This is a genomic window from Bacillus sp. JJ1474 (genome assembly GCF_036965225.1).
Classification (GTDB): Bacteria; Bacillota; Bacilli; order Bacillales; family Cytobacillaceae; genus Cytobacillus.
Window position 1 is genome coordinate 23,110 of sequence record NZ_JBALPC010000051.1, and the last position, 18,038, is coordinate 41,147.

Below are 18,038 nucleotides of genomic sequence, written 5' to 3' on the forward strand. Positions count from 1 at the left end.
AAAGCTTCACTTTTGGTCGTGCGGTGTGTCGCTGACGAAGTTTTCCTTGTCCTGTCGCAATGTCGACACTAGTACGTCCTGTACCTTGGGGCTAGGCGCTGGAGCTACAGAAGATAAGCTATAGGAGACGGGGTTGTACAATGAAGAAATTTAAAAAGCTTTTGATCTTTCCGTTGATTGCTGCACTTTTAACCGGATTGATTCCGCAGAAGGCAGAAGCTTCTGTTTCTGTAAGTGCGCGCAGTGCTATTGTGATGGAGCAGGGATCTGGAAGAATATTATTTGAAAAAGATGCGTTTACGCCAAGAAGAATAGCCAGCATCACCAAAATTATGACTGCCATATTGGCCATAGAATCTGGAAAAATGGACGAGATGGTGAAGGTTAGCGAGAAAGCAGTTAGAGCAGAAGGATCTTCCATTTATTTAATACCAGGTGAGAAAATAAAATTGGAGGATTTAGTATATGGATTGATGCTCCGTTCAGGGAATGATGCGGCAGTAGCCATTGCTGAACATATTGGGGGGAGCCTTGACGGCTTTGTTTTTTTAATGAATCAAAAAGCAAAAGAAATTGGAATGGAGAATACCCATTTTGAGAATCCCCATGGACTTGACGATCATGAAAATCACTTTTCAACAGCGTATGATATGGCGCTATTAACCCGTTATGCCATGAATAATAAAGAATATGGAAAAATTTCAGGAACAAAGGTTTATAAAACACCGCATCCTAATGAAGGCTGGGATCGAAAATGGACGAATAAAAATCGTTTACTTTCAGATTATGAATATAGTACAGGCGGAAAAACCGGATTTACAAAGCGGGCAAAACGAACATTAGTCACTACCGCTTCCAAGGGAGGGCTTGATTTAATCGCCGTAACGTTAAATGCAACTGGACAAACTGACTGGAATGATCATATCCAAATGTATGAAATGGGTTTTAAGACATACAGTTTAGCTGAGGTTTTGCCAAAGGGTGTGATTAAGGATATAAAGGATAGGTTTTATAAAAAGAAAGTGTTTTTGGAGACTGGCTTTGATTATCCAATTACAAATAAAGAGAAAGACCTTTTCGAGATTAAATATAAAATGATGAAGCCTGACAGGAAGTGGGAGGATGGAGAGAACATTCCTAAAATTGTTGGAAAGGCGATTGTTTATTTTGATAACCGTCAAATAAAAACACTGCCTATATATTTTAAACAGGAAAAAGCAAATGAGAAGGATTCCTTCTTTGGCATTTTTAGAAATATTTTTATTTCAATCGTTGGTGTGAAAACGGATGATTAATATTATTTGGGCGTTGATGGCGCTAATCGGCATTATTTTTGCAATGGTCAATGGGACGATGAATGAAGTGAATGAGGCGGTTTTCAAAGGAGCAGCAGAAGCTGTTACACTTTGTATTGGTTTAATTAGTATTCTCGTATTCTGGTTAGGCATGATGAAAATTGCGGAGGATTCGGGGCTATTGAATAAACTATCGCAAGCTTTTAAACCGATTGTTAAACGGCTCTTTCCTGAAGTACCTACAAATCATCCAGCAATGGGGTATATTCTGTCGAATATGATGGCAAATATGTTTGGGTTAGGTAATGCAGCCACACCACTTGGGATTAAGGCGATGGAAGAATTAAAAAACTTAAATGGCGGAAAAAACGAAGCAACCCGCTCAATGATCACTTTCCTTGCTGTTAATACTTCAAGCATTACGCTTATTCCAACGATGGTTATTGCCATACGGATGAAATATGAATCGGTTTCACCTACAGAAATTGTTGGTCCTACATTAATTGCATCCATTAGCTCGGCTATCGGAGCTATCTTAATTGATAGGTATTTCTATTATCGAAGAACAAGAAAAGGATGAAGCTGCATGCAAATTGTATCTGTTATCTCTTTATGGTTTATTCCCGTCCTAATTGGTTTCATATTATTATATGGGACTATTAAGCGTGTTCCCACTTATGAAAGCTTTGTAGAAGGGGGAAAAGAGGGAATAAAAATTGCTGTATCCATCATACCTTTTCTTGTTGGCATGCTTGTTGCGATCTCCATCTTTCGTGCATCAGGAGCATTAGAATATTTCGTGGAGTTAATGAGGCCAGCACTTGAAGCAATTGGGGTTCCCCCCGAAATCTTTCCGCTTGCCATCATCCGCCCGATTTCAGGGTCTGCTGCACTTGGCATGACAACTGATCTCATCGCTGCCAACGGACCTGATTCCTTTATTGGCCGTCTTGCTTCCGTCCTTCAAGGAAGTACAGATACTACCTTTTATGTTTTAACCGTTTATTTTGGGGCAGTTGGAATTAAAAAAATGGGAGATGCCTTAAAGGTTGGACTATTGGCAGATTTAGTCGGAATTATTGCAGCTATTATCGTTGTGACACTCGTATTCGGTATTTAATTAGTTTCGTACGAAGATACCCTCCAATGGGGTATCTTTTTTTCTGCTAAAAATCCCTTACTTTGAAAAAAGCTTGATTTATGTCATAATTCAAAAGGACAGATTTAGGTAAAATCCTTATATGAAAGCATTTTAAGTTGGGGTGACATAATATGGAAAGATTACAAAAAGTGATAGCGCATGCCGGTTTTGCATCAAGAAGAAAGGCTGAGCAGCTAATCGTAGAAGGACATGTTAAGGTAAATGGGAAAATAGTGAAGGAACTGGGTGTCAAAGTTTCTTCTTCTGATCGTGTGGAAGTAAACGGAATTCCGATTGAACGGGAAGAGCCGGTTTATTTTCTCCTTTATAAACCAAGGGGAGTTATTTCCAGTGTTCAAGATGATAAAGGAAGAAAAGTTGTGACAGATTATTTAGCAAATATTGAACAAAGAATTTATCCAGTTGGGCGATTAGATTTTGATACTTCTGGACTTCTTTTGCTTACTAATGATGGTGAATTTGCAAACCTGCTCATGCATCCTAAGAGCGAAGTAGAGAAGGTATATATTGCGAAAGTAAAAGGAATCCCTTCGCGAGAAAAGACAAGAAGTCTTGAGAAAGGCATTAAATTAGAAGATGGGATGACAGCACCTGCAAGTGTAAAAATGATATCGATGGATAAGAAGAAACAAACATCTATTATCGAACTTACAATCCATGAAGGACGAAATCGCCAAGTTAGAAGAATGCTTGAAGCGATTGGTCACCCGGTAATAAAATTAAAACGCGAAAGATATGGATTTCTTACTCTTCATGGGTTAAAAGCAGGGGAAGCCAGAGAATTAACAGCTCATGAAGTGAAACAACTCCGTGTACTTGCCCAAGCTAAATAGCTAATAAGTAAAATTTCATAGAATAGTCACACTTCCTTCATATTGTAAACATTATCATAATGGTGATAAATGCTATAATCAATATGAGCTTTTCTGTTATTCTTGTTGGTTTAAAAAAGAAAAAATGGAATGCACGATGCTTTATAAGTGTTTCATGAATAGTGCTTTAAAAAGGAGAAATTTAAATGAAAAAAAAGCGTTTAGTAATAAGGACAATCATATTACTTATATTAGGCGCCGCCGTTGCTTACACTTTATATGCAAATTTTACGAAGGATGATGTGAAGAAAGTAGCAATTGGTAAAAAAGCACCTGATTTTGTTCTTATGGATATGAACGGTGAAAAACATCGTTTGTCTGATTATGAAGGTCAAGGGGTCTTTTTAAATTTCTGGGGTACTTGGTGTAAGCCATGTGAACGTGAGATGCCATATATGGAAAATCAATATAAGGAATTTAAAGACAATGGCGTAACGATTCTAGCTGTCAATGTAGGTGAATCGGATCTGGCTGTTCAAAAATTTGCAGATAAACATAACTTAACTTTTCCTATATTAAAAGATACGGATGGACAAGTGCAAACCGCATACAAAATAAGTCCTCTTCCTGCAACTTATATGATAGATAAGGATGGAAAAGTCGTTAAATATCATACAGGCGAGCTAACAGAAGACATGATTAGAGATATGATGGAGCAGGTTAAACCATAAGATATAGGGAGTTTTTAAAAATGAAAGACGTAAAATGTGAATGCGGACACGTAAACCCACATGGAACAATTCTTTGTGAAGCTTGCGGCAGAATTTTAGAAGAGCATGAGAAAGAAAAAAAGCTTGTAGATATGCGCTATGAGGGAAGTGCGCGCCGGTCGCAAACGTACAACAAAACGATGGTAGATAAAATATGGAATTTCTTTTCATCCGTTAAGGTGGGTGTGTGGCTAATTGTTATTACATTAGTAGCATCTGCACTAGGGACTATTTTTCCCCAGGAAATGTACATACCTCCTGTAATGCCGGCTGCCGAGTATTATCAAGAACAATATGGATGGCTTGGAAAATTATATTATGATCTAGGATTTCATAATCTTTATAGCTCTTGGTGGTATTTATTGCTTATCGCTTCAATCGGAATATCACTCATCATTTGTAGTTTAGACCGGGTAGTTCCGCTTTATCGTGCTTTAAAGGTCCAGCGCGTAACGAGACATGAAGGATTCTTAAAGCGTCAGCGTCTGTTTGGACGATCTGAAGTGAAAAACTTTGAAGAATCCTATGAATCAGTTAAAGAGAAATTAAGAGCCAAACGGTACAATATTCGTGAAGAAGATGGCAATTTACTTGCTGAAAAAGGCCGTTTTTCAAGATGGGGCCCTTATGTTAACCATATTGGCTTAATTATTTTCCTAATTGGCGGGATGCTTCGCTTTGTCCCAGGTATGTATGTTGACAAGGTCCTCTGGCTCCGGGAAGGGGAAACGAAAGTAATTCCGGAAACGCACGGAGAATATTACTTGAAAAATGATCGTTTCATCCTCGAAGTTTATGACAAAGATAAAGATAAAGAGGTTTTTAGTGATGCGCTTGAAAGGACAGGAATGGTCGCTAAAAATTTCCAGTCAAATGTAACCCTATACAAAAAGAAAGGGGATGCCATTGCTGGGGAAAAGCCTGAGCTTGAAAAGGTAAAGGATTACGAGATTCGTGTAAACGAACCATTAAAGTTTGAAAGCTTTGCCTTGTATCAGGTTGAATATAAACTTGATGAATTAAACAAAATGACTTTTGCACTTGCTAATAAACAAACGAAAGAAGAGTACGGAAATCTTACCGTAGATTTATTTGATCCAAAGGATAAATATGATTTAGGAAATGGATATTCTGTTGAAGTCATGAGTTATTTCCCAGACTTTGAATTTGATAAAAGCGGGGAACCCATAACAAAGTCAAGAATTCCTAACAATCCTGCCTTCGTGTTTAACATGATTACCCCAGACAAGCCAGAAGGAGAAGTCAGTTTTGTTGCCATCCGCCAGACGATTGAGCCATTTGGAGACAATCAATATAAATTAGCATTTAAGGGCGTCGAAACAAAAAATGTTACAGCCTTAACTGTGCGAAAAGATTTAACATTATGGATCATTGCTTTAGGTGGTTTGATTTTCATGATCGGGGTTGCACAAGGCTCTTACTGGACCCATCGTCGGATTTGGATTCGCCGTGTAAATGACGAGGTTTGGGTTGCAGGTCATACAAATAAAAACTGGCATGGACTTAAAAGAGAAATCGGTGCAGTATTAGAAGATACTGGAATAAAAGAACCAGAAGATCAAACAGAAAACGAAAAAACAGTATGAGGAGGGAACCATTTAGGTGGCAAATTTAAGTGGTAATTTATTATATATAGCCTTTATTCTTTATATTATCGCAACTGTGCTATTTGCTGGCTCAATAAAGGATAAGAGGAATCAGAAGAAAGGGCCGAACAGATGGGCACAGCTTGGACTGCTGGTAAGTATAATCGGCTTTATTGCTCATTTAGGCTATTTTATTACTCGTTGGATTGCAGCTGGACACGCACCAGTAAGTAATATGTTTGAATTTATTACATTCTTTGGACTGGCTTTAGTTGGTGCATTTATCATTATTTATTATATTTACAAAACCCCTTTATTGGGATTATTTACGATGCCTGTTGCTTTGCTGCTTATTGCTTATGCAAGCATGTTCCCGAGAGATATTTCCCCACTGATTCCTGCCTTGCAAAGTGATTGGCTTTATATTCACGTTACAACGACAGCAGTGGGTCAGGCGGTATTGTCGATCAGTTTTGTAGCAGGAATTCTATATTTAGTGAAATCTGTCGATCAATCTAAATCTAGTAAACGTACTTTTTGGCTAGAAGCAGTCATGTTTGGATTAATCTGTACGCTTGGTTATATTATTATTTCAATCAGCTTCTCTTCAATGGATTACAAAGCTGAATTTAATTGGATCAATAAAGAAGAACAGAATGCTACATTTGAGTATACGATGCCTGCTTTAATAGGTCCTCATGAAGGAGAATTAGTTACTGCTGGAAAGTTTGAGCCAATTATAGAAGTTCCGGCTATTATTAATGCCAAAAAATTGAATACGGTAATTTGGTCATTCGGAGCGGGTATCATTCTATATTTATTATTTAGGCTCGTGCTTCGGAAACGTATTGCAGCCGCATTACAGCCGATCGTAAGGAAAATCAATCTTGATTTAGTCGATGAAATTGGGTATCGCTCTGTATTAATTGGATTTCCAATATTCTCGCTAGGCGGTTTAGTTTTTGCGATGATCTGGGCGCAAATAGCGTGGACCCGCTTTTGGGGGTGGGATCCGAAGGAAGTATGGGCACTTATTACATTCCTTTTCTATGCAGCCTTTCTTCATCTCCGGTTATCTAAAGGCTGGCACGGTGAAAAATCTGCATGGCTTGCCGTAATCGGTTTTGTCATTATTATGTTTAATTTGGTGGCAGTTAATCTAGTAATTGCTGGTTTGCATTCATACGCAGGATCTTAAATCTGGTCATCATGTTTATAACAGATAGTTCTTTAGTTTAAGCTAAAAAGCCTTCACTTTGTGGAGGCTTATTTCAAAAAGTTCTATTCATTAGCGGAAATACAAAGGGGGAAATGCGATTATGGAAAAAGACGTAAGAATTTTAGTCGTTGATGATGAGGAGAGAATTCGACGTTTATTAAAAATGTACTTGGAAAGAGAAAACTTTATTATTGATGAAGCGGGAGATGGAAACGAGGCATTAACAAAAGCTCTTGAAAATGATTATGATATCATCCTGCTTGATTTGATGATGCCTGGTAAAGATGGGATTGAAGTTTGTAAGGAATTAAGGGAAAAGAAAGCTACGCCTATTATCATGCTGACTGCAAAAGGTGAGGAAGTAAATAGAGTACAAGGCTTTGAAGCAGGTACTGATGATTATATTGTTAAGCCATTCAGCCCAAGAGAAGTAGTCTTACGAGTTAAAGCGCTATTGCGCCGAGCTTCTAAAACAACCTATATACAAACAGAAGCAGCAGCGAAAGATATTATTGTCTTTTCTCACTTAACGATTGATCATGATGCACACAGAGTGCTTGCAGATGGGAAAGAGGTAAGTCTGACACCTAAAGAATATGAATTACTTTATTTCCTTGCAAAATCACCTGATAAAGTCTTTGATCGTGAACAATTACTTAAGGAAGTGTGGCATTACGAGTTTTTTGGGGACTTGCGAACTGTTGACACGCATGTTAAGCGTTTACGCGAAAAGCTAAATAAAGTTTCTGAGCAAGCTGCAAAAATGATTGTAACTGTTTGGGGTGTAGGCTATAAGTTCGAGGTTATTAATGAATGATGCTCTGGCGAAGTGTTGTAGGTAAACTTTGGTTTACAATTCTATTCCTAGTTTCTTTAGTACTCTTTATTTTAACTATTATGCTATTAGAATTTTTCGAAAACTATCATATCAATGAAATGGAAAGAGGGCTTACGAATACTGCCCAAAAAATTTCCCGTATATTAGATGAACATGATCGAGATGTCGGCCTCGAGATTTCGTGGGAATTAGTGGATGACGTCACTGAGGTAGTTATAGTGACAAATCCAAACGAATATTATTACTCACCAAATGAAAATCAAGGCTTTAAGCTTCCTATCACATATCTTACAAAGGATGCCGAGCTAGAAAAGGTTATTACTGATCATAAAACTGTCAAGAAAATGTCTGCCTTTGATGGGGATAAGGAGAAAAACAATGATGATTCCCGAATATTAATAGTCGGCGTTCCACTAAAGGAATCTACTAGTAAAAATGGGGCCGTTTATATTTATCAATCGCTCGAGGTTATGGAGGAAACAACGCGCACAACGACGAAATTTATTTTCCTTGCCGCTGGTGTTGCCATCATTTTAACGACCATTTTTGCGTTTTTCTTATCAACACGAATTACTGCTCCTCTTCGGAAAATGCGTGAAGCAGCATTTGAGGTTGCCAGGGGGAAGTTTGATACTAAGGTACCTTTCCCGTCACAGGACGAAATTGGCGAATTGGCTATTGCTTTTAATCAAATGGGGAAGCAGCTCAAATTTAATATGGATGCCCTTAAACAGGAAAAAGAACAGCTTGCAAGTATTCTAAGTGGAATGGCTGACGGAGTTATTACATTTGATCGAGATGGAACTATTTTAATTACAAATCCTCCTGCCGATCGTTTTTTGCATAACTGGTATTACGAACAGGATGAGGAGAATAAAGATACTCAAGCAGTACCATCTAAAGTAATGGAGCTTTTCCAGCTCGCAGTAAGTACAGAGAAAGAGCAGGTTGGTGAAATATCTATTCAGGGCCGTTTCTGGGTAATGATTGTTAGTCCATTATATAATGAAAAATATATTCGTGGTGCTGTTGCTGTTATTAGGGATATGACTGAAGAAAGGCAGCTTGATAAGCTAAGACAGGATTTCATTGCAAATGTTTCACATGAACTTCGAACACCGATTGCCATGATGCAGGGATATAGTGAAGCGATAGTAGATGATATTGCCAGTACAGATGAAGAAAAGAAAGAGATGGCAAGTGTTATTTATGATGAGTCATTAAGAATGGGCCGCTTAGTGAATGAGCTCTTAGATCTTGCAAGAATGGAAGCTGGACATATCCAACTAACAATGGAGGAAATCGAGGTTAAACCATTTCTGCAGAAGGTTGTTCGTAAGTTCCAAGGATTAGCTAAGGAACAGGAAATACACCTTGATTTACAGCTCAGTGAACAGTCTGGCTCATTAAGGTTTGATCCAGACGGAATAGAGCAAGTATTAACCAACTTAATTGATAATGGAATTCGGCATACCCCAAATATGGGCAAGGTAATCGTTTCTGAGCGGAATGATGAACGTGGCCTTTATATTGAAGTGGAAGATTCCGGATCAGGCATTCCTGAAGAGGATTTGCCTTTCGTCTTTGAACGTTTCTATAAAGCAGATAAAGCAAGAACGAGAGGACGATCTGGAACGGGTCTTGGACTTGCCATTGCGAAAAATATTATTCATGCACATAAAGGTCAAATATCTGTTCAAAGTAAAATTGGTCAAGGTACGACATTTTCTCTATTTATCCCTCGAAATATAGATTAATATAGAAAAATATGCCGATTGTTCTTGATACACGGGAAACATTTAGAGCGATTTAATTAAATATGTTTTATTTTCTATGTTGGAAGGATTTACATAAAAATCCTTCCTTTTTTTATCAAATTAAAAGATAATAGGGCGAGAGGATATGTTTTTAGGTTTGTAACCTTTTCTAGAATTATTACGACTATTAAATTAAACGGGGAGGGAAACGAATGGACTCCGTTTTTGATGAATTATATAGAAAATATCATCATGACGTTTTTCAATTTCTTTTTTATATGGTGAAAAACAGGGAACTTGCCGAGGACCTTGTCCAAGAGGTTTATATTAGAGTTCTAAAATCATATGAAAAATTTGAAGGAAAAAGCAGTGAAAAAACTTGGTTATTTTCCATTGCAAGAAATGTGGCAATTGATTCTTTCCGCAAACAAAAGGGATGGAAGCAGCGGCTTCTAGAGAAATTCGATTGGTCCACACAACAAGTAAAAGATGAATACCCCATTCCAGAAGAAATTATTGTCCAAAATGAAGAAATTCAATATATTTACAAATGCCTTGACCATTGTACAGTAGATCAAAGAATGATCATTGTTATGAGGTATATTCATGAACTTTCCATTACTGAGTCCGCTGAAGCACTCGGATGGACAGAAAGTAAAGTAAAAACAACTCAGCATCGGGCGTTGAAGGTATTAAAGACTTATATGGACGAAATTAAAAGAAAGGAGGGAACCGTAGAAAATGAAAAAATCAGAATGGACTGAGGAACAGCTTGAAGAATTATTAGGCAATATGCCAAAAATTAAGGATGATCGGGATCCTAGAGAAATCTATCATCTTGTCGCAATCAAATTGCAAAAGCGAAAACAAAAAATGTGGATTATGCCTAGTATTGCAACAGCAGGAGCTTTCCTTCTATTTTTCATCCTAGTTCCCAACCTTTTCAATTGGCAAGGCTTTGAAGAGAAATCAATGGAATCAGCGGATAAATCTTCATCTGCATCCGAAATAATGATGGAAAAAAAGAGTCTGGGTGACAATCAAGATCAGCTTGCAGATTCAAAGGAAAATGAAGCCCCTATTGAAATGGCAAAACAGGAAGAAGAGAAACAAATGGGGATCACTTCGATAGAAGTGGAGGACGAGACAACTGCTGTATATGAGGAGGATATGATTGATAAGGAAGTGCTAACATATGGTGTTCCAAATCAGGATGTTTCATTTATTGTTCCTATTAGCCTCATTGTTCCTAAAGATGACCAAAAGTCAAAATTTGATTTATATGTAGAAAATATGTCGAATTTGGCTGAAGAAAAATGGGGATTAACGGAATATTACCCTTTACAAGCCGGTTTGATTTTTGATGAAGAAAATAAAATTTTGACACTAAATGTTCCAGCTGACCATTCATATGGCATGTCTTCGAATACAGAATGGCAATTAAACCAAGTTATGAATCATATAATGGCTTCATTTGATATTAAGAAAGTTAATTTGACGACTGAAGGAAATCCGGGCATTGAATTTGGCCATCTCGGTAAAATAGATGAATTTGTATCGAAAGAGCAATCAAGCGATGACGCTTATTATTTTTATTTTCCAAGCAATGTTGAAACAAAGCCATTTATTGTCCCTTTTAAATTTACTGAAAAACAGGGCACAATCCAAGAAGCCTTTTCGATAATGAGAAATAATCAGGCGGGGGAAAAATTGATAGCATCCATTCCTGAAACGATCCAATTCGAAACGGAAGAAAATCCAAAAGAAGGAAAGCTCATTATCAAATTTGAAAAGGGATCACAATTAAATAATGATGAGGCAACTCTTCATACTATTGAAGCAATTTTATTAACAGCGAAAGAGTTTAATTATGAATTTGTTAAGCTTGAAAATGCAAATATCGACAGAATTGGAATATTTGATCTAAATCAAGACATTAAGGTTCCTGTTGTACCTAACAAGCGAATAATTTCCAATCAGAACTAGAGACGAGCCATTTGGCCCGTCTTTCTTTTTGCGATCATAAAGGGTTGGCTTATTATATTCAATATGTTTAGCCTGTTTTTCATAGATAGATTAATCAATTTTGCTTTGTTTTGTTCTAAACTAACTTCTGCTTACATACTGTGGATATTGGACAAAAACTTATTAGGATTAACAGGAGGATAAAATGCGGGATTATTTAAGAAGATTTATGATTGCTGGAATCATGGGGATATTTATTAGTTTGTTATTTTTAGGGGGAAGCTTGTACAAGCTTTAAGGAGGAAAAAAGATCAGAAATTTAATTCCTTCCCAATTCGTTAGTTTTCAAGTATAATAAAAACTGTAACAAATAAATACGGTCTATCTTCGGGGCAGGGTGAAATTCCCGACCGGCGGTGATGAGATTTTTCTCTAAGCCCGCGAGCCTTTATGGCTGAAGCAAATTATCGGAAATAGCTGAAAAAAGTTGTCATTTGGCAACTATCATTCTATTTCTTGGTGAACGCTTTAAGCTTTGGCAGGATTTGGTGCGATTCCAAAGCCGACAGTACAGTCTGGATGGGAGAAGATGGAGGTTCTGCAGACGTTCAAAAATTGCAGGAATGATGAACGTTTATTTAGTGAGCCTTTTAAATCTCCCTCAAGTATATTACTTGAGGGTTTTATTTATGATGGCTACATGATCTGCTGAACCTTTCTTCTTTAGGAGAGATAGTCCTAACAAGGAGAGAGGAACATGAAAAGATTTTCAGTAAAAGCTTTAGTTTCGATTGGGATGTTGAGCAGTATATCATATGTATTAATGCTGCTAAACTTCCCGCTACCGCCATTTCCACAATTTCTAATGATTGACTTTAGCGATATTCCTGCATTAATTGCCGCGTTAATCTTTGGTCCGCTGGCTGGCATCTTAGTTGAATTATTTAAAAATATTTTGGATTACTTTATGACAGGGAGCGCAACTGGTGTTCCAGTTGGTCATATTTCTAACTTTATTGCGGGCATCCTGTTTGTATTGCCAACATACTATGTTTACAACAAATTAAAAACGAGAAAGGGCATGACATTTGGATTAATTATTGGTACGGCTATAATGGCTGTAATGATGAGTATTTTAAATTACTTCATCATCCTGCCTGCCTATACATTTTTCTTAAATATGCCAGCTATGTCTGCTCCAGAAATGCGTACAATGATCGTAACAGGCATTTTACCGTTTAATATTATAAAAGGATTAATTATAACCATTGTATTTATGCTAATTTTTGCACGTATGAGTGCATGGATTAGCAAACAAGGTTCCTATAATAGCGCAGCTTAATAGAAAAGCGGAAGCGCCTTCGGAACAATCAAATTACGGATTGTTCCTGCGATGATTATTCTAAGGAGCTTTCCTTAGTGTCCAGGGGCGACAAGCATAAGACGAGCTGGCAGAAAGGTTGTATTTTAACCTTTTTGTCGGATTGGCTTATGACCTCGAGCCCCTAGGCGCTGAAGCTAGACAGTTTTCAAAAGCAACGGGCAACCGTTGCTTTTTCTATTGGTCTCTTGAATCGTTCCAAATACTATAAAATATGCAGTTTATAATTGAAATGAAAAAGCTCCCTTCATAAAGAAAGGGAGCGGTAATCAAAGCGAACCTTTATTGATTCTATTCGAATTTAAGTGCGTCGCCATCAAATGAATCGTCTGCAACTTTAATTGAATCAGTTGGACAGCCTTCGAAAGCGTCCATCATATCATCAATTAATACATCTGGAATTTCAACAATTCCTTGGTTATCATCTAGAGTAACGAATGCAATGCCTTCGTCATCGTAATCATAAATATCTGGTGCTGCTGCTCCGCATGCTCCACATGCGATGCAAGTTTCCTTGTCAACAATCGTATACTTTGCCATGAAAAATTACCTCCCAAGATTATAACAAAATTATATGAACATTTTCCTTTGTGAAGATGGAAAGACATCCCTCATCCCCTATTGTAAAACTGAATGGCAAACATTTCAATAGTAAAAGTATTGAGAATGCTTATCATAATAAGGTTCTAACAATAATCAGAATTATAGAGGCTCATATTTTCTATTCATGATAAGATATAGAAGATGATTAATTGTTAGTATGTCCCAAAAAGTAATATAAATGGTGTGATCTTATGAAGGATTCATATTTGAATTTGATAGTTTTATATTGTTTACACAAAATTGATGGTCAGCGATCCATATATTCAATCTTACATCTTCTGAAAGGGAAAAAATCTGCCCAAACGATTCAAGATGCTCATTTTTTCCAATTAACGAACCTCTTCAATTCTTTTCCTTTTCTTGAGCGAAAAGATTTAGATCATATTGTAAGTCAAATTAAGAACAGAGGGTTCATTATCCAAATTTCCGAGCAATGCTATCGTCTATCAATAGAAGGTACACGGTTTCTGGAAGAAACATTGACGAAGCAGCCGATTCCGAGCTCCTTAAACGGTTTGAAGTTCCATCAAGTTACCGAGCTTTTTTGGGAAAGATTATCCCTCACGATACAGGTCATATCCTACTTAAAAAGCAGAGAAACAAAATATCTTCCTATCCAGCGAAAAAAAGAGGTTCACTTTTGGGTAAAGAATTTTCTGCAGCAAACGTCCTTAAACAGAGACGCATTATGCCAGAAACTATACATCGAGTTAGTCAATTGCCTTGAAAAGAATAAGGAAATAGATCCTTCTGTACTCATCATGAGATTGACTGGTTACGAAATTATTGGACTAACTCCTTTACAAGCTGCTGAACGTTTGAAAATGGAACTTGACGTATATTATGTCCAATTTAGAAGCTTGATTCATTTTATGCTGGAAACTATCCAATTAAAACCAGAAAATTACCCGCTTTTAAGCAGATTTATTTCGGAAGAATCGCTGTTAGTTTCATTGACACAGACTGCTAGAAGGACGTACTCATTATTAAAGAATGGCATGGGATTAAATGCTATTGTTCAGACTCGAAGGCTTAAGAGAAGCACGATAGAGGATCATATCGTTGAAATAGCCCTGAATAATAAGAGTTTTGAAATTACTCCTTTTGTGAGTAAGGAAAAACAGCATTTGATTTTAGAAGCCGTTAAGACAAATTCCACTAAACAATTAAAGCAAATTCGTGAATTAGTTCCAAATGCAGATTATTTCGAAATACGCTTAACATTAGCTAGAGTAGGTGAAGAAAATGAAGCTTGAAAAATTATTACAGCATCATTTTAACTATACTGCATTTAGAACAGGTCAAAAGGAAGTTATTTCTTCTATACTGGAAGGGAATCATACAATCGCTATGCTTCCTACCGGAACAGGAAAATCACTATGTTATCAATTATCTGGTTATGCATTAAATGGACAAGTGATTATCATCTCACCACTCTTATCATTAATGCAGGATCAAGCCGAACAATTAATGATGAATGGGGAGAAAAGGGTCATTGCATTTAATTCCTTTTTATCCGCAGAAGAAAAAAATCGTGCATTATCACAGTTAAATAAATATAAATTTATTTTCCTATCCCCAGAAATGCTGCGTCTTGATCATGTCATAAAGAGGCTATGTAATCTTAATATTGCTTTATTTGTCATTGATGAAGCCCATTGCATTTCGCAATGGGGGTATGATTTCAGACCTGATTATTTAAAGCTTGGCGAAGTTAGAGAAAAACTAGGAAACCCGCTGACATTAGCTTTAACTGCAACGGCAACACGAGAGGTTAAAGATGATATAATTGCGTCACTATCATGGGAAAGTTGGAAGGAATTTATTTATTCTGTTGACCGTCCTAATATTTCACTTACTGTTGAAACGATAAATTCCTTTCAAGAAAAAAAGGACAGGCTTGTTGAACTCGTCCATTCTCTAAGTGGTTCAGGGATTGTCTACTTTTCAAGCAAGAAAATGTCTGAACAAATGGCCGTATACTTAAAGGAAAGCGGAGTTTCTAATGTTGCCGCATACCATGGTGGAATGGAACAGGAGGCAAGAATATTAATTCAACAGCAATTTATTCAAGGACAATTAGATGTAATCTGTGCGACAAGTGCATTTGGAATGGGAATTAATAAAGATAATATCCGTTTTATTATACATTTTCATATGCCACTTCAGCTTGAATCCTATTTGCAGGAAATTGGGAGAGCGGGAAGGGACGGAAGGAAAAGCCTTGCCGTTTTGCTGTTTTCGCCTGGGGATGAACAGCTGCCTTACCAGCTTTCTGAAGGAGAGCTGCCGACAGTAGAGCAGATTAACTGGCTGTTTAATTGGCTAGGAGACAATCAGCATGCATTAAAGCAATTGCCAGCATATGAGGAAGAAATCAGAAGAATTTCTGGGTTAACAGACACTCAATGGCGAATTACTCGTGATTTGCTTGAGGAAGTTAGGGAGGATCAACTAGATCAATTTAGTACTCAAATAAAATCATTTATTAAAGAGCGTATTCAGGTCAAAAGGAAAAAGATTTATGAAATGTTTGTTTGGACGCAATTAACGGAATGTCGCAGAAAAAATATCTTGAAGTATTTTCAAGAAGATAACACAATAGAGATAGAGGATTGCTGCGACCTATGCGGTGTTAATTATTCAAAATTTTATACTTCTATTGAAAAAGAAGAGAAAACCAAGATCGAATCCTCTTTTAATTGGAAAGACCATTTGGGAGAAATACTTTTAAGCAGGCGAATTACATGAAAGAAAAATATACAGGAATCATTAAAGAGCTATCAGATCGAGAACTGCTTTTTCATCTATATTTAACGCAATTTATCCTATTAGCCATTTCATTTATTTTAAGTTTGATATTATTTAATCGTTTTTCTGATGTACTTAATCTTTTTAAGATTGGCGATATGAATATATTATTTATCGGCGGAACAGCTGGATTAGCAGTCGTTCTCTTGGATGTAATTCTTATGAAGCTCCTTCCGCCATCCCTATACGATGATGGGGGCTTAAATGAAAGAGTTTTTCGCAATCGTAGTGTTTTTCATATTGCTTTAATCGCTGCAATCGTTGCTTTTTGCGAGGAATTATTATTCAGAGGTATCATTCAGACTCATGTTGGACTTGTTTTTTCCAGTCTGATTTTTGCAGTTGTCCATTACCGCTATTTATTTAATTGGTTTTTGTTCTTAAATGTTGTTGTACTAAGCTTTTTTATCGGCTATATTTTCTTGATAACAAACAATTTATTCGTGACTATTTTTACACATTTTATTATTGATTTTTTACTCGGACTAATTATAAAATACCGTCATAATACAGGTTCCAAAAGCGGGAACACAGGAAGGGATGTTTCATGAACAAAGAGGGCCCATACAGGGATCAGGCTGAACGCCTTCGGAAAAAGGTTAATAGAAATTGGGATAGTGAGGAACCTATCCAAAAAAAGGAAACTTTACCGCCGAGAAGCAGGCTTCACCGGGAAAAGAGAAAGAAAAATAAATGGAAGGTCAAATACCCTGTTATTCGCCTTCTGGCATTACTGTTTATCTTACTGCCGATTACTATTTATAGTATGTATAACTATTTGCAAAAGAATGATAATGGAGGAGCTGAAAAAGCAAGCACCCAAAACGGATTTGAAACAATAGGATTTGAAGAGCAAGAACAAAAAGAAGAAAAAGGAACGATCATTGAAGAAAGAGAAGAAGATCCGGGAAACACCGATGGTAAAGTCGAAAATGAGGAAAAGGAACCCTCTATTCCTGCCTCTGAAACTCCAATAATAAGTGATTCTGAAGATAAAGGTTCTGCTAAGCCTGCTGAAACCGATGAAAACCAACAAGCGAAGGATAATCAGCAAGCGGAGCAAAAGGAAATTATTTATCATACTGTCAAACCTAATGAAAACATGTTTCGGATCGCATTGAAATACTATAATTCTCAGGACGGCATGGATATTATTAAAAAAGCAAACAACTTAAAAAATAATGAGATTCAAGCTGGTCAAGTATTGAAAATACCTAAACAATAGATTCCAAATCTCCCTATCATATAATGCTGTACAAGCTCATACATTAAGTAGAAAAGAGTGTTGTCAGGGTTTAAGGTTAGCCTTGGTGAACGGAGGGGGATTATGGAATCATCAATAAAACTGCTTGATGATCGAACAGATCAAGCTACTAGGCAGATGCTTCAAAAAGTGGTTGAAAGGAAAAAGAAATTTGACACTTTTAAGCTAAGGCATTTAATTACGATGTGGGCAACAATGTTTTCTTCCTTCATTTATCTTTTTTATATTTATAAAACGGTAATGAAGCCTTTCTCCTATTCATTTTCGGCCATGTTTTCGGTTTTCGTTAACCAATCGGCTAATCTTTATTTCCTTATATTTACATTTGGGTTATATGGCTTAATGAATTTATTGAAGGAGAAAAGAGAGAAGGCTGAGAAGGAGTACCATGCACTCAGATGCGAAATAATTGATAAAAGCAAAGATCTTTGGAAAAAGGAAGACGAGTGGAAAAACAGACATGTCGTTTTTGAAATGATGAAGGCGAATTATGATATTAATTTGTATCATGAAAATAAATAGATTGAAAAAAGAAGCTGCTTTATACATGGCCG

Annotated in this window: 18 protein-coding genes and 1 riboswitch; of the genes, 17 read left to right on the forward strand and 1 reads right to left on the reverse strand. The window is 36.8% G+C overall.

Going from position 1 to position 18,038, the window contains the following annotated elements:
• Positions 1–140 precede the first annotated feature (140 nt).
• From V7164_RS08070 to V7164_RS08125, 12 genes are all read left to right on the forward strand, one after another.
• The gene (locus V7164_RS08070; protein ID WP_335353844.1) at positions 141–1,295 is read left to right on the forward strand and encodes a D-alanyl-D-alanine carboxypeptidase family protein; all 1,155 of its coding nucleotides are present in this window, start codon (positions 141–143) and stop codon (positions 1,293–1,295) included.
• Positions 1,288–1,875, forward strand: a complete 588-nt coding sequence (locus tag V7164_RS08075; protein WP_335346728.1) for a nucleoside recognition domain-containing protein — start codon at positions 1,288–1,290, stop codon at positions 1,873–1,875. Before V7164_RS08070 ends, V7164_RS08075 begins: the two co-directional genes overlap by 8 nt.
• 6 nt (positions 1,876–1,881) lie before the next feature.
• Positions 1,882–2,415: a spore maturation protein gene (locus V7164_RS08080; RefSeq protein WP_335346727.1), complete on the forward strand. Its 534-nt coding sequence runs from the start codon at positions 1,882–1,884 to the stop codon at positions 2,413–2,415.
• A gap of 152 nt (positions 2,416–2,567) precedes the next feature.
• Positions 2,568–3,290 carry a 23S rRNA pseudouridine(2605) synthase RluB gene (gene rluB / locus V7164_RS08085; RefSeq protein ID WP_335353845.1) on the forward strand — a complete coding sequence of 241 codons (723 nt, stop codon included), beginning with the start codon at positions 2,568–2,570 and terminating at the stop codon, positions 3,288–3,290.
• Positions 3,291–3,475: 185 nt separating this feature from the next.
• On the forward strand, positions 3,476–4,000 hold the full coding sequence (gene resA, locus V7164_RS08090) for a thiol-disulfide oxidoreductase ResA (protein ID WP_335346725.1): 525 nt from the start codon (positions 3,476–3,478) through the stop codon (positions 3,998–4,000).
• Positions 4,001–4,020: 20 nt separating this feature from the next.
• On the forward strand, positions 4,021–5,646 hold the full coding sequence (gene resB, locus V7164_RS08095) for a cytochrome c biogenesis protein ResB (RefSeq protein WP_335353846.1): 1,626 nt from the start codon (positions 4,021–4,023) through the stop codon (positions 5,644–5,646).
• 16 nt (positions 5,647–5,662) lie between these two features.
• Complete coding sequence (ccsB, locus tag V7164_RS08100) at positions 5,663–6,844, forward strand: c-type cytochrome biogenesis protein CcsB (protein ID WP_335346723.1); 1,182 nt, start codon at positions 5,663–5,665, stop codon at positions 6,842–6,844.
• A gap of 121 nt (positions 6,845–6,965) precedes the next feature.
• On the forward strand, positions 6,966–7,682 hold the full coding sequence (locus V7164_RS08105) for a response regulator transcription factor (RefSeq protein ID WP_335353847.1): 717 nt from the start codon (positions 6,966–6,968) through the stop codon (positions 7,680–7,682).
• Positions 7,679–9,460 (forward strand): ATP-binding protein, encoded by a 1,782-nt coding sequence (locus tag V7164_RS08110; protein WP_335353848.1) that lies wholly within the window; start codon positions 7,679–7,681, stop codon positions 9,458–9,460. Before V7164_RS08105 ends, V7164_RS08110 begins: the two co-directional genes overlap by 4 nt.
• A gap of 212 nt (positions 9,461–9,672) precedes the next feature.
• Positions 9,673–10,224: an RNA polymerase sigma factor SigX gene (sigX, locus tag V7164_RS08115; RefSeq protein ID WP_335346720.1), complete on the forward strand. Its 552-nt coding sequence runs from the start codon at positions 9,673–9,675 to the stop codon at positions 10,222–10,224.
• The gene (locus tag V7164_RS08120) at positions 10,202–11,446 is read left to right on the forward strand and encodes a hypothetical protein (RefSeq protein ID WP_335353849.1); all 1,245 of its coding nucleotides are present in this window, start codon (positions 10,202–10,204) and stop codon (positions 11,444–11,446) included. Before sigX ends, V7164_RS08120 begins: the two co-directional genes overlap by 23 nt.
• Before the next feature lie 358 nt (positions 11,447–11,804).
• Positions 11,805–12,020, forward strand: a riboswitch (FMN riboswitch).
• Between the two features lie 162 nt (positions 12,021–12,182).
• Positions 12,183–12,767, forward strand: a complete 585-nt coding sequence (locus V7164_RS08125) for an ECF transporter S component (RefSeq protein WP_335346718.1) — start codon at positions 12,183–12,185, stop codon at positions 12,765–12,767.
• A 330-nt stretch (positions 12,768–13,097) separates the two neighbouring features.
• On the opposite strand, the gene V7164_RS08130 is transcribed toward V7164_RS08125, so the two are convergent.
• Complete coding sequence (locus V7164_RS08130; protein WP_335347385.1) at positions 13,098–13,346, reverse strand: ferredoxin; 249 nt, start codon at positions 13,344–13,346, stop codon at positions 13,098–13,100.
• Between the two features lie 269 nt (positions 13,347–13,615).
• Between V7164_RS08130 and V7164_RS08135 the strand changes: the two genes are divergently transcribed.
• From V7164_RS08135 to V7164_RS08155, 5 genes are all read left to right on the forward strand, one after another.
• Complete coding sequence (locus V7164_RS08135) at positions 13,616–14,665, forward strand: helix-turn-helix domain-containing protein (protein WP_335353850.1); 1,050 nt, start codon at positions 13,616–13,618, stop codon at positions 14,663–14,665.
• Positions 14,655–16,160 carry a RecQ family ATP-dependent DNA helicase gene (locus tag V7164_RS08140; protein WP_335353851.1) on the forward strand — a complete coding sequence of 502 codons (1,506 nt, stop codon included), beginning with the start codon at positions 14,655–14,657 and terminating at the stop codon, positions 16,158–16,160. Before V7164_RS08135 ends, V7164_RS08140 begins: the two co-directional genes overlap by 11 nt.
• Positions 16,157–16,771 (forward strand): CPBP family intramembrane glutamic endopeptidase, encoded by a 615-nt coding sequence (locus V7164_RS08145; RefSeq protein ID WP_335353852.1) that lies wholly within the window; start codon positions 16,157–16,159, stop codon positions 16,769–16,771. Before V7164_RS08140 ends, V7164_RS08145 begins: the two co-directional genes overlap by 4 nt.
• Positions 16,768–17,445, forward strand: a complete 678-nt coding sequence (locus tag V7164_RS08150) for a LysM peptidoglycan-binding domain-containing protein (protein ID WP_335346384.1) — start codon at positions 16,768–16,770, stop codon at positions 17,443–17,445. The genes V7164_RS08145 and V7164_RS08150 overlap by 4 nt, the downstream gene beginning before the upstream one ends.
• Before the next feature lie 102 nt (positions 17,446–17,547).
• Positions 17,548–18,006: a YpbF family protein gene (locus V7164_RS08155; RefSeq protein WP_335346385.1), complete on the forward strand. Its 459-nt coding sequence runs from the start codon at positions 17,548–17,550 to the stop codon at positions 18,004–18,006.
• Positions 18,007–18,038 lie beyond the last annotated feature (32 nt).

Bases quoted from the DNA above. Each gene is read 5' to 3' on its own strand.
- V7164_RS08070 (WP_335353844.1), top strand. From the start codon at position 141: ATGAAGAAATTTAAAAAGCTTTTGATCTTTCCGTTGATTGCTGCACTT.
- V7164_RS08075 (WP_335346728.1), top strand. From the start codon at position 1,288: ATGATTAATATTATTTGGGCGTTGATGGCGCTAATCGGCATTATTTTT.
- V7164_RS08080 (WP_335346727.1), top strand. From the start codon at position 1,882: ATGCAAATTGTATCTGTTATCTCTTTATGGTTTATTCCCGTCCTAATT.
- rluB (WP_335353845.1), top strand. From the start codon at position 2,568: ATGGAAAGATTACAAAAAGTGATAGCGCATGCCGGTTTTGCATCAAGA.
- resA (WP_335346725.1), top strand. From the start codon at position 3,476: ATGAAAAAAAAGCGTTTAGTAATAAGGACAATCATATTACTTATATTA.
- resB (WP_335353846.1), top strand. From the start codon at position 4,021: ATGAAAGACGTAAAATGTGAATGCGGACACGTAAACCCACATGGAACA.
- V7164_RS08105 (WP_335353847.1), top strand. From the start codon at position 6,966: ATGGAAAAAGACGTAAGAATTTTAGTCGTTGATGATGAGGAGAGAATT.
- V7164_RS08110 (WP_335353848.1), top strand. From the start codon at position 7,679: ATGATGCTCTGGCGAAGTGTTGTAGGTAAACTTTGGTTTACAATTCTA.
- sigX (WP_335346720.1), top strand. From the start codon at position 9,673: ATGGACTCCGTTTTTGATGAATTATATAGAAAATATCATCATGACGTT.
- V7164_RS08120 (WP_335353849.1), top strand. From the start codon at position 10,202: ATGAAAAAATCAGAATGGACTGAGGAACAGCTTGAAGAATTATTAGGC.
- V7164_RS08125 (WP_335346718.1), top strand. From the start codon at position 12,183: ATGAAAAGATTTTCAGTAAAAGCTTTAGTTTCGATTGGGATGTTGAGC.
- V7164_RS08130 (WP_335347385.1), bottom strand. From the start codon at position 13,346: ATGGCAAAGTATACGATTGTTGACAAGGAAACTTGCATCGCATGTGGA.
- V7164_RS08140 (WP_335353851.1), top strand. From the start codon at position 14,655: ATGAAGCTTGAAAAATTATTACAGCATCATTTTAACTATACTGCATTT.
- V7164_RS08145 (WP_335353852.1), top strand. From the start codon at position 16,157: ATGAAAGAAAAATATACAGGAATCATTAAAGAGCTATCAGATCGAGAA.
- V7164_RS08150 (WP_335346384.1), top strand. From the start codon at position 16,768: ATGAACAAAGAGGGCCCATACAGGGATCAGGCTGAACGCCTTCGGAAA.
- V7164_RS08155 (WP_335346385.1), top strand. From the start codon at position 17,548: ATGGAATCATCAATAAAACTGCTTGATGATCGAACAGATCAAGCTACT.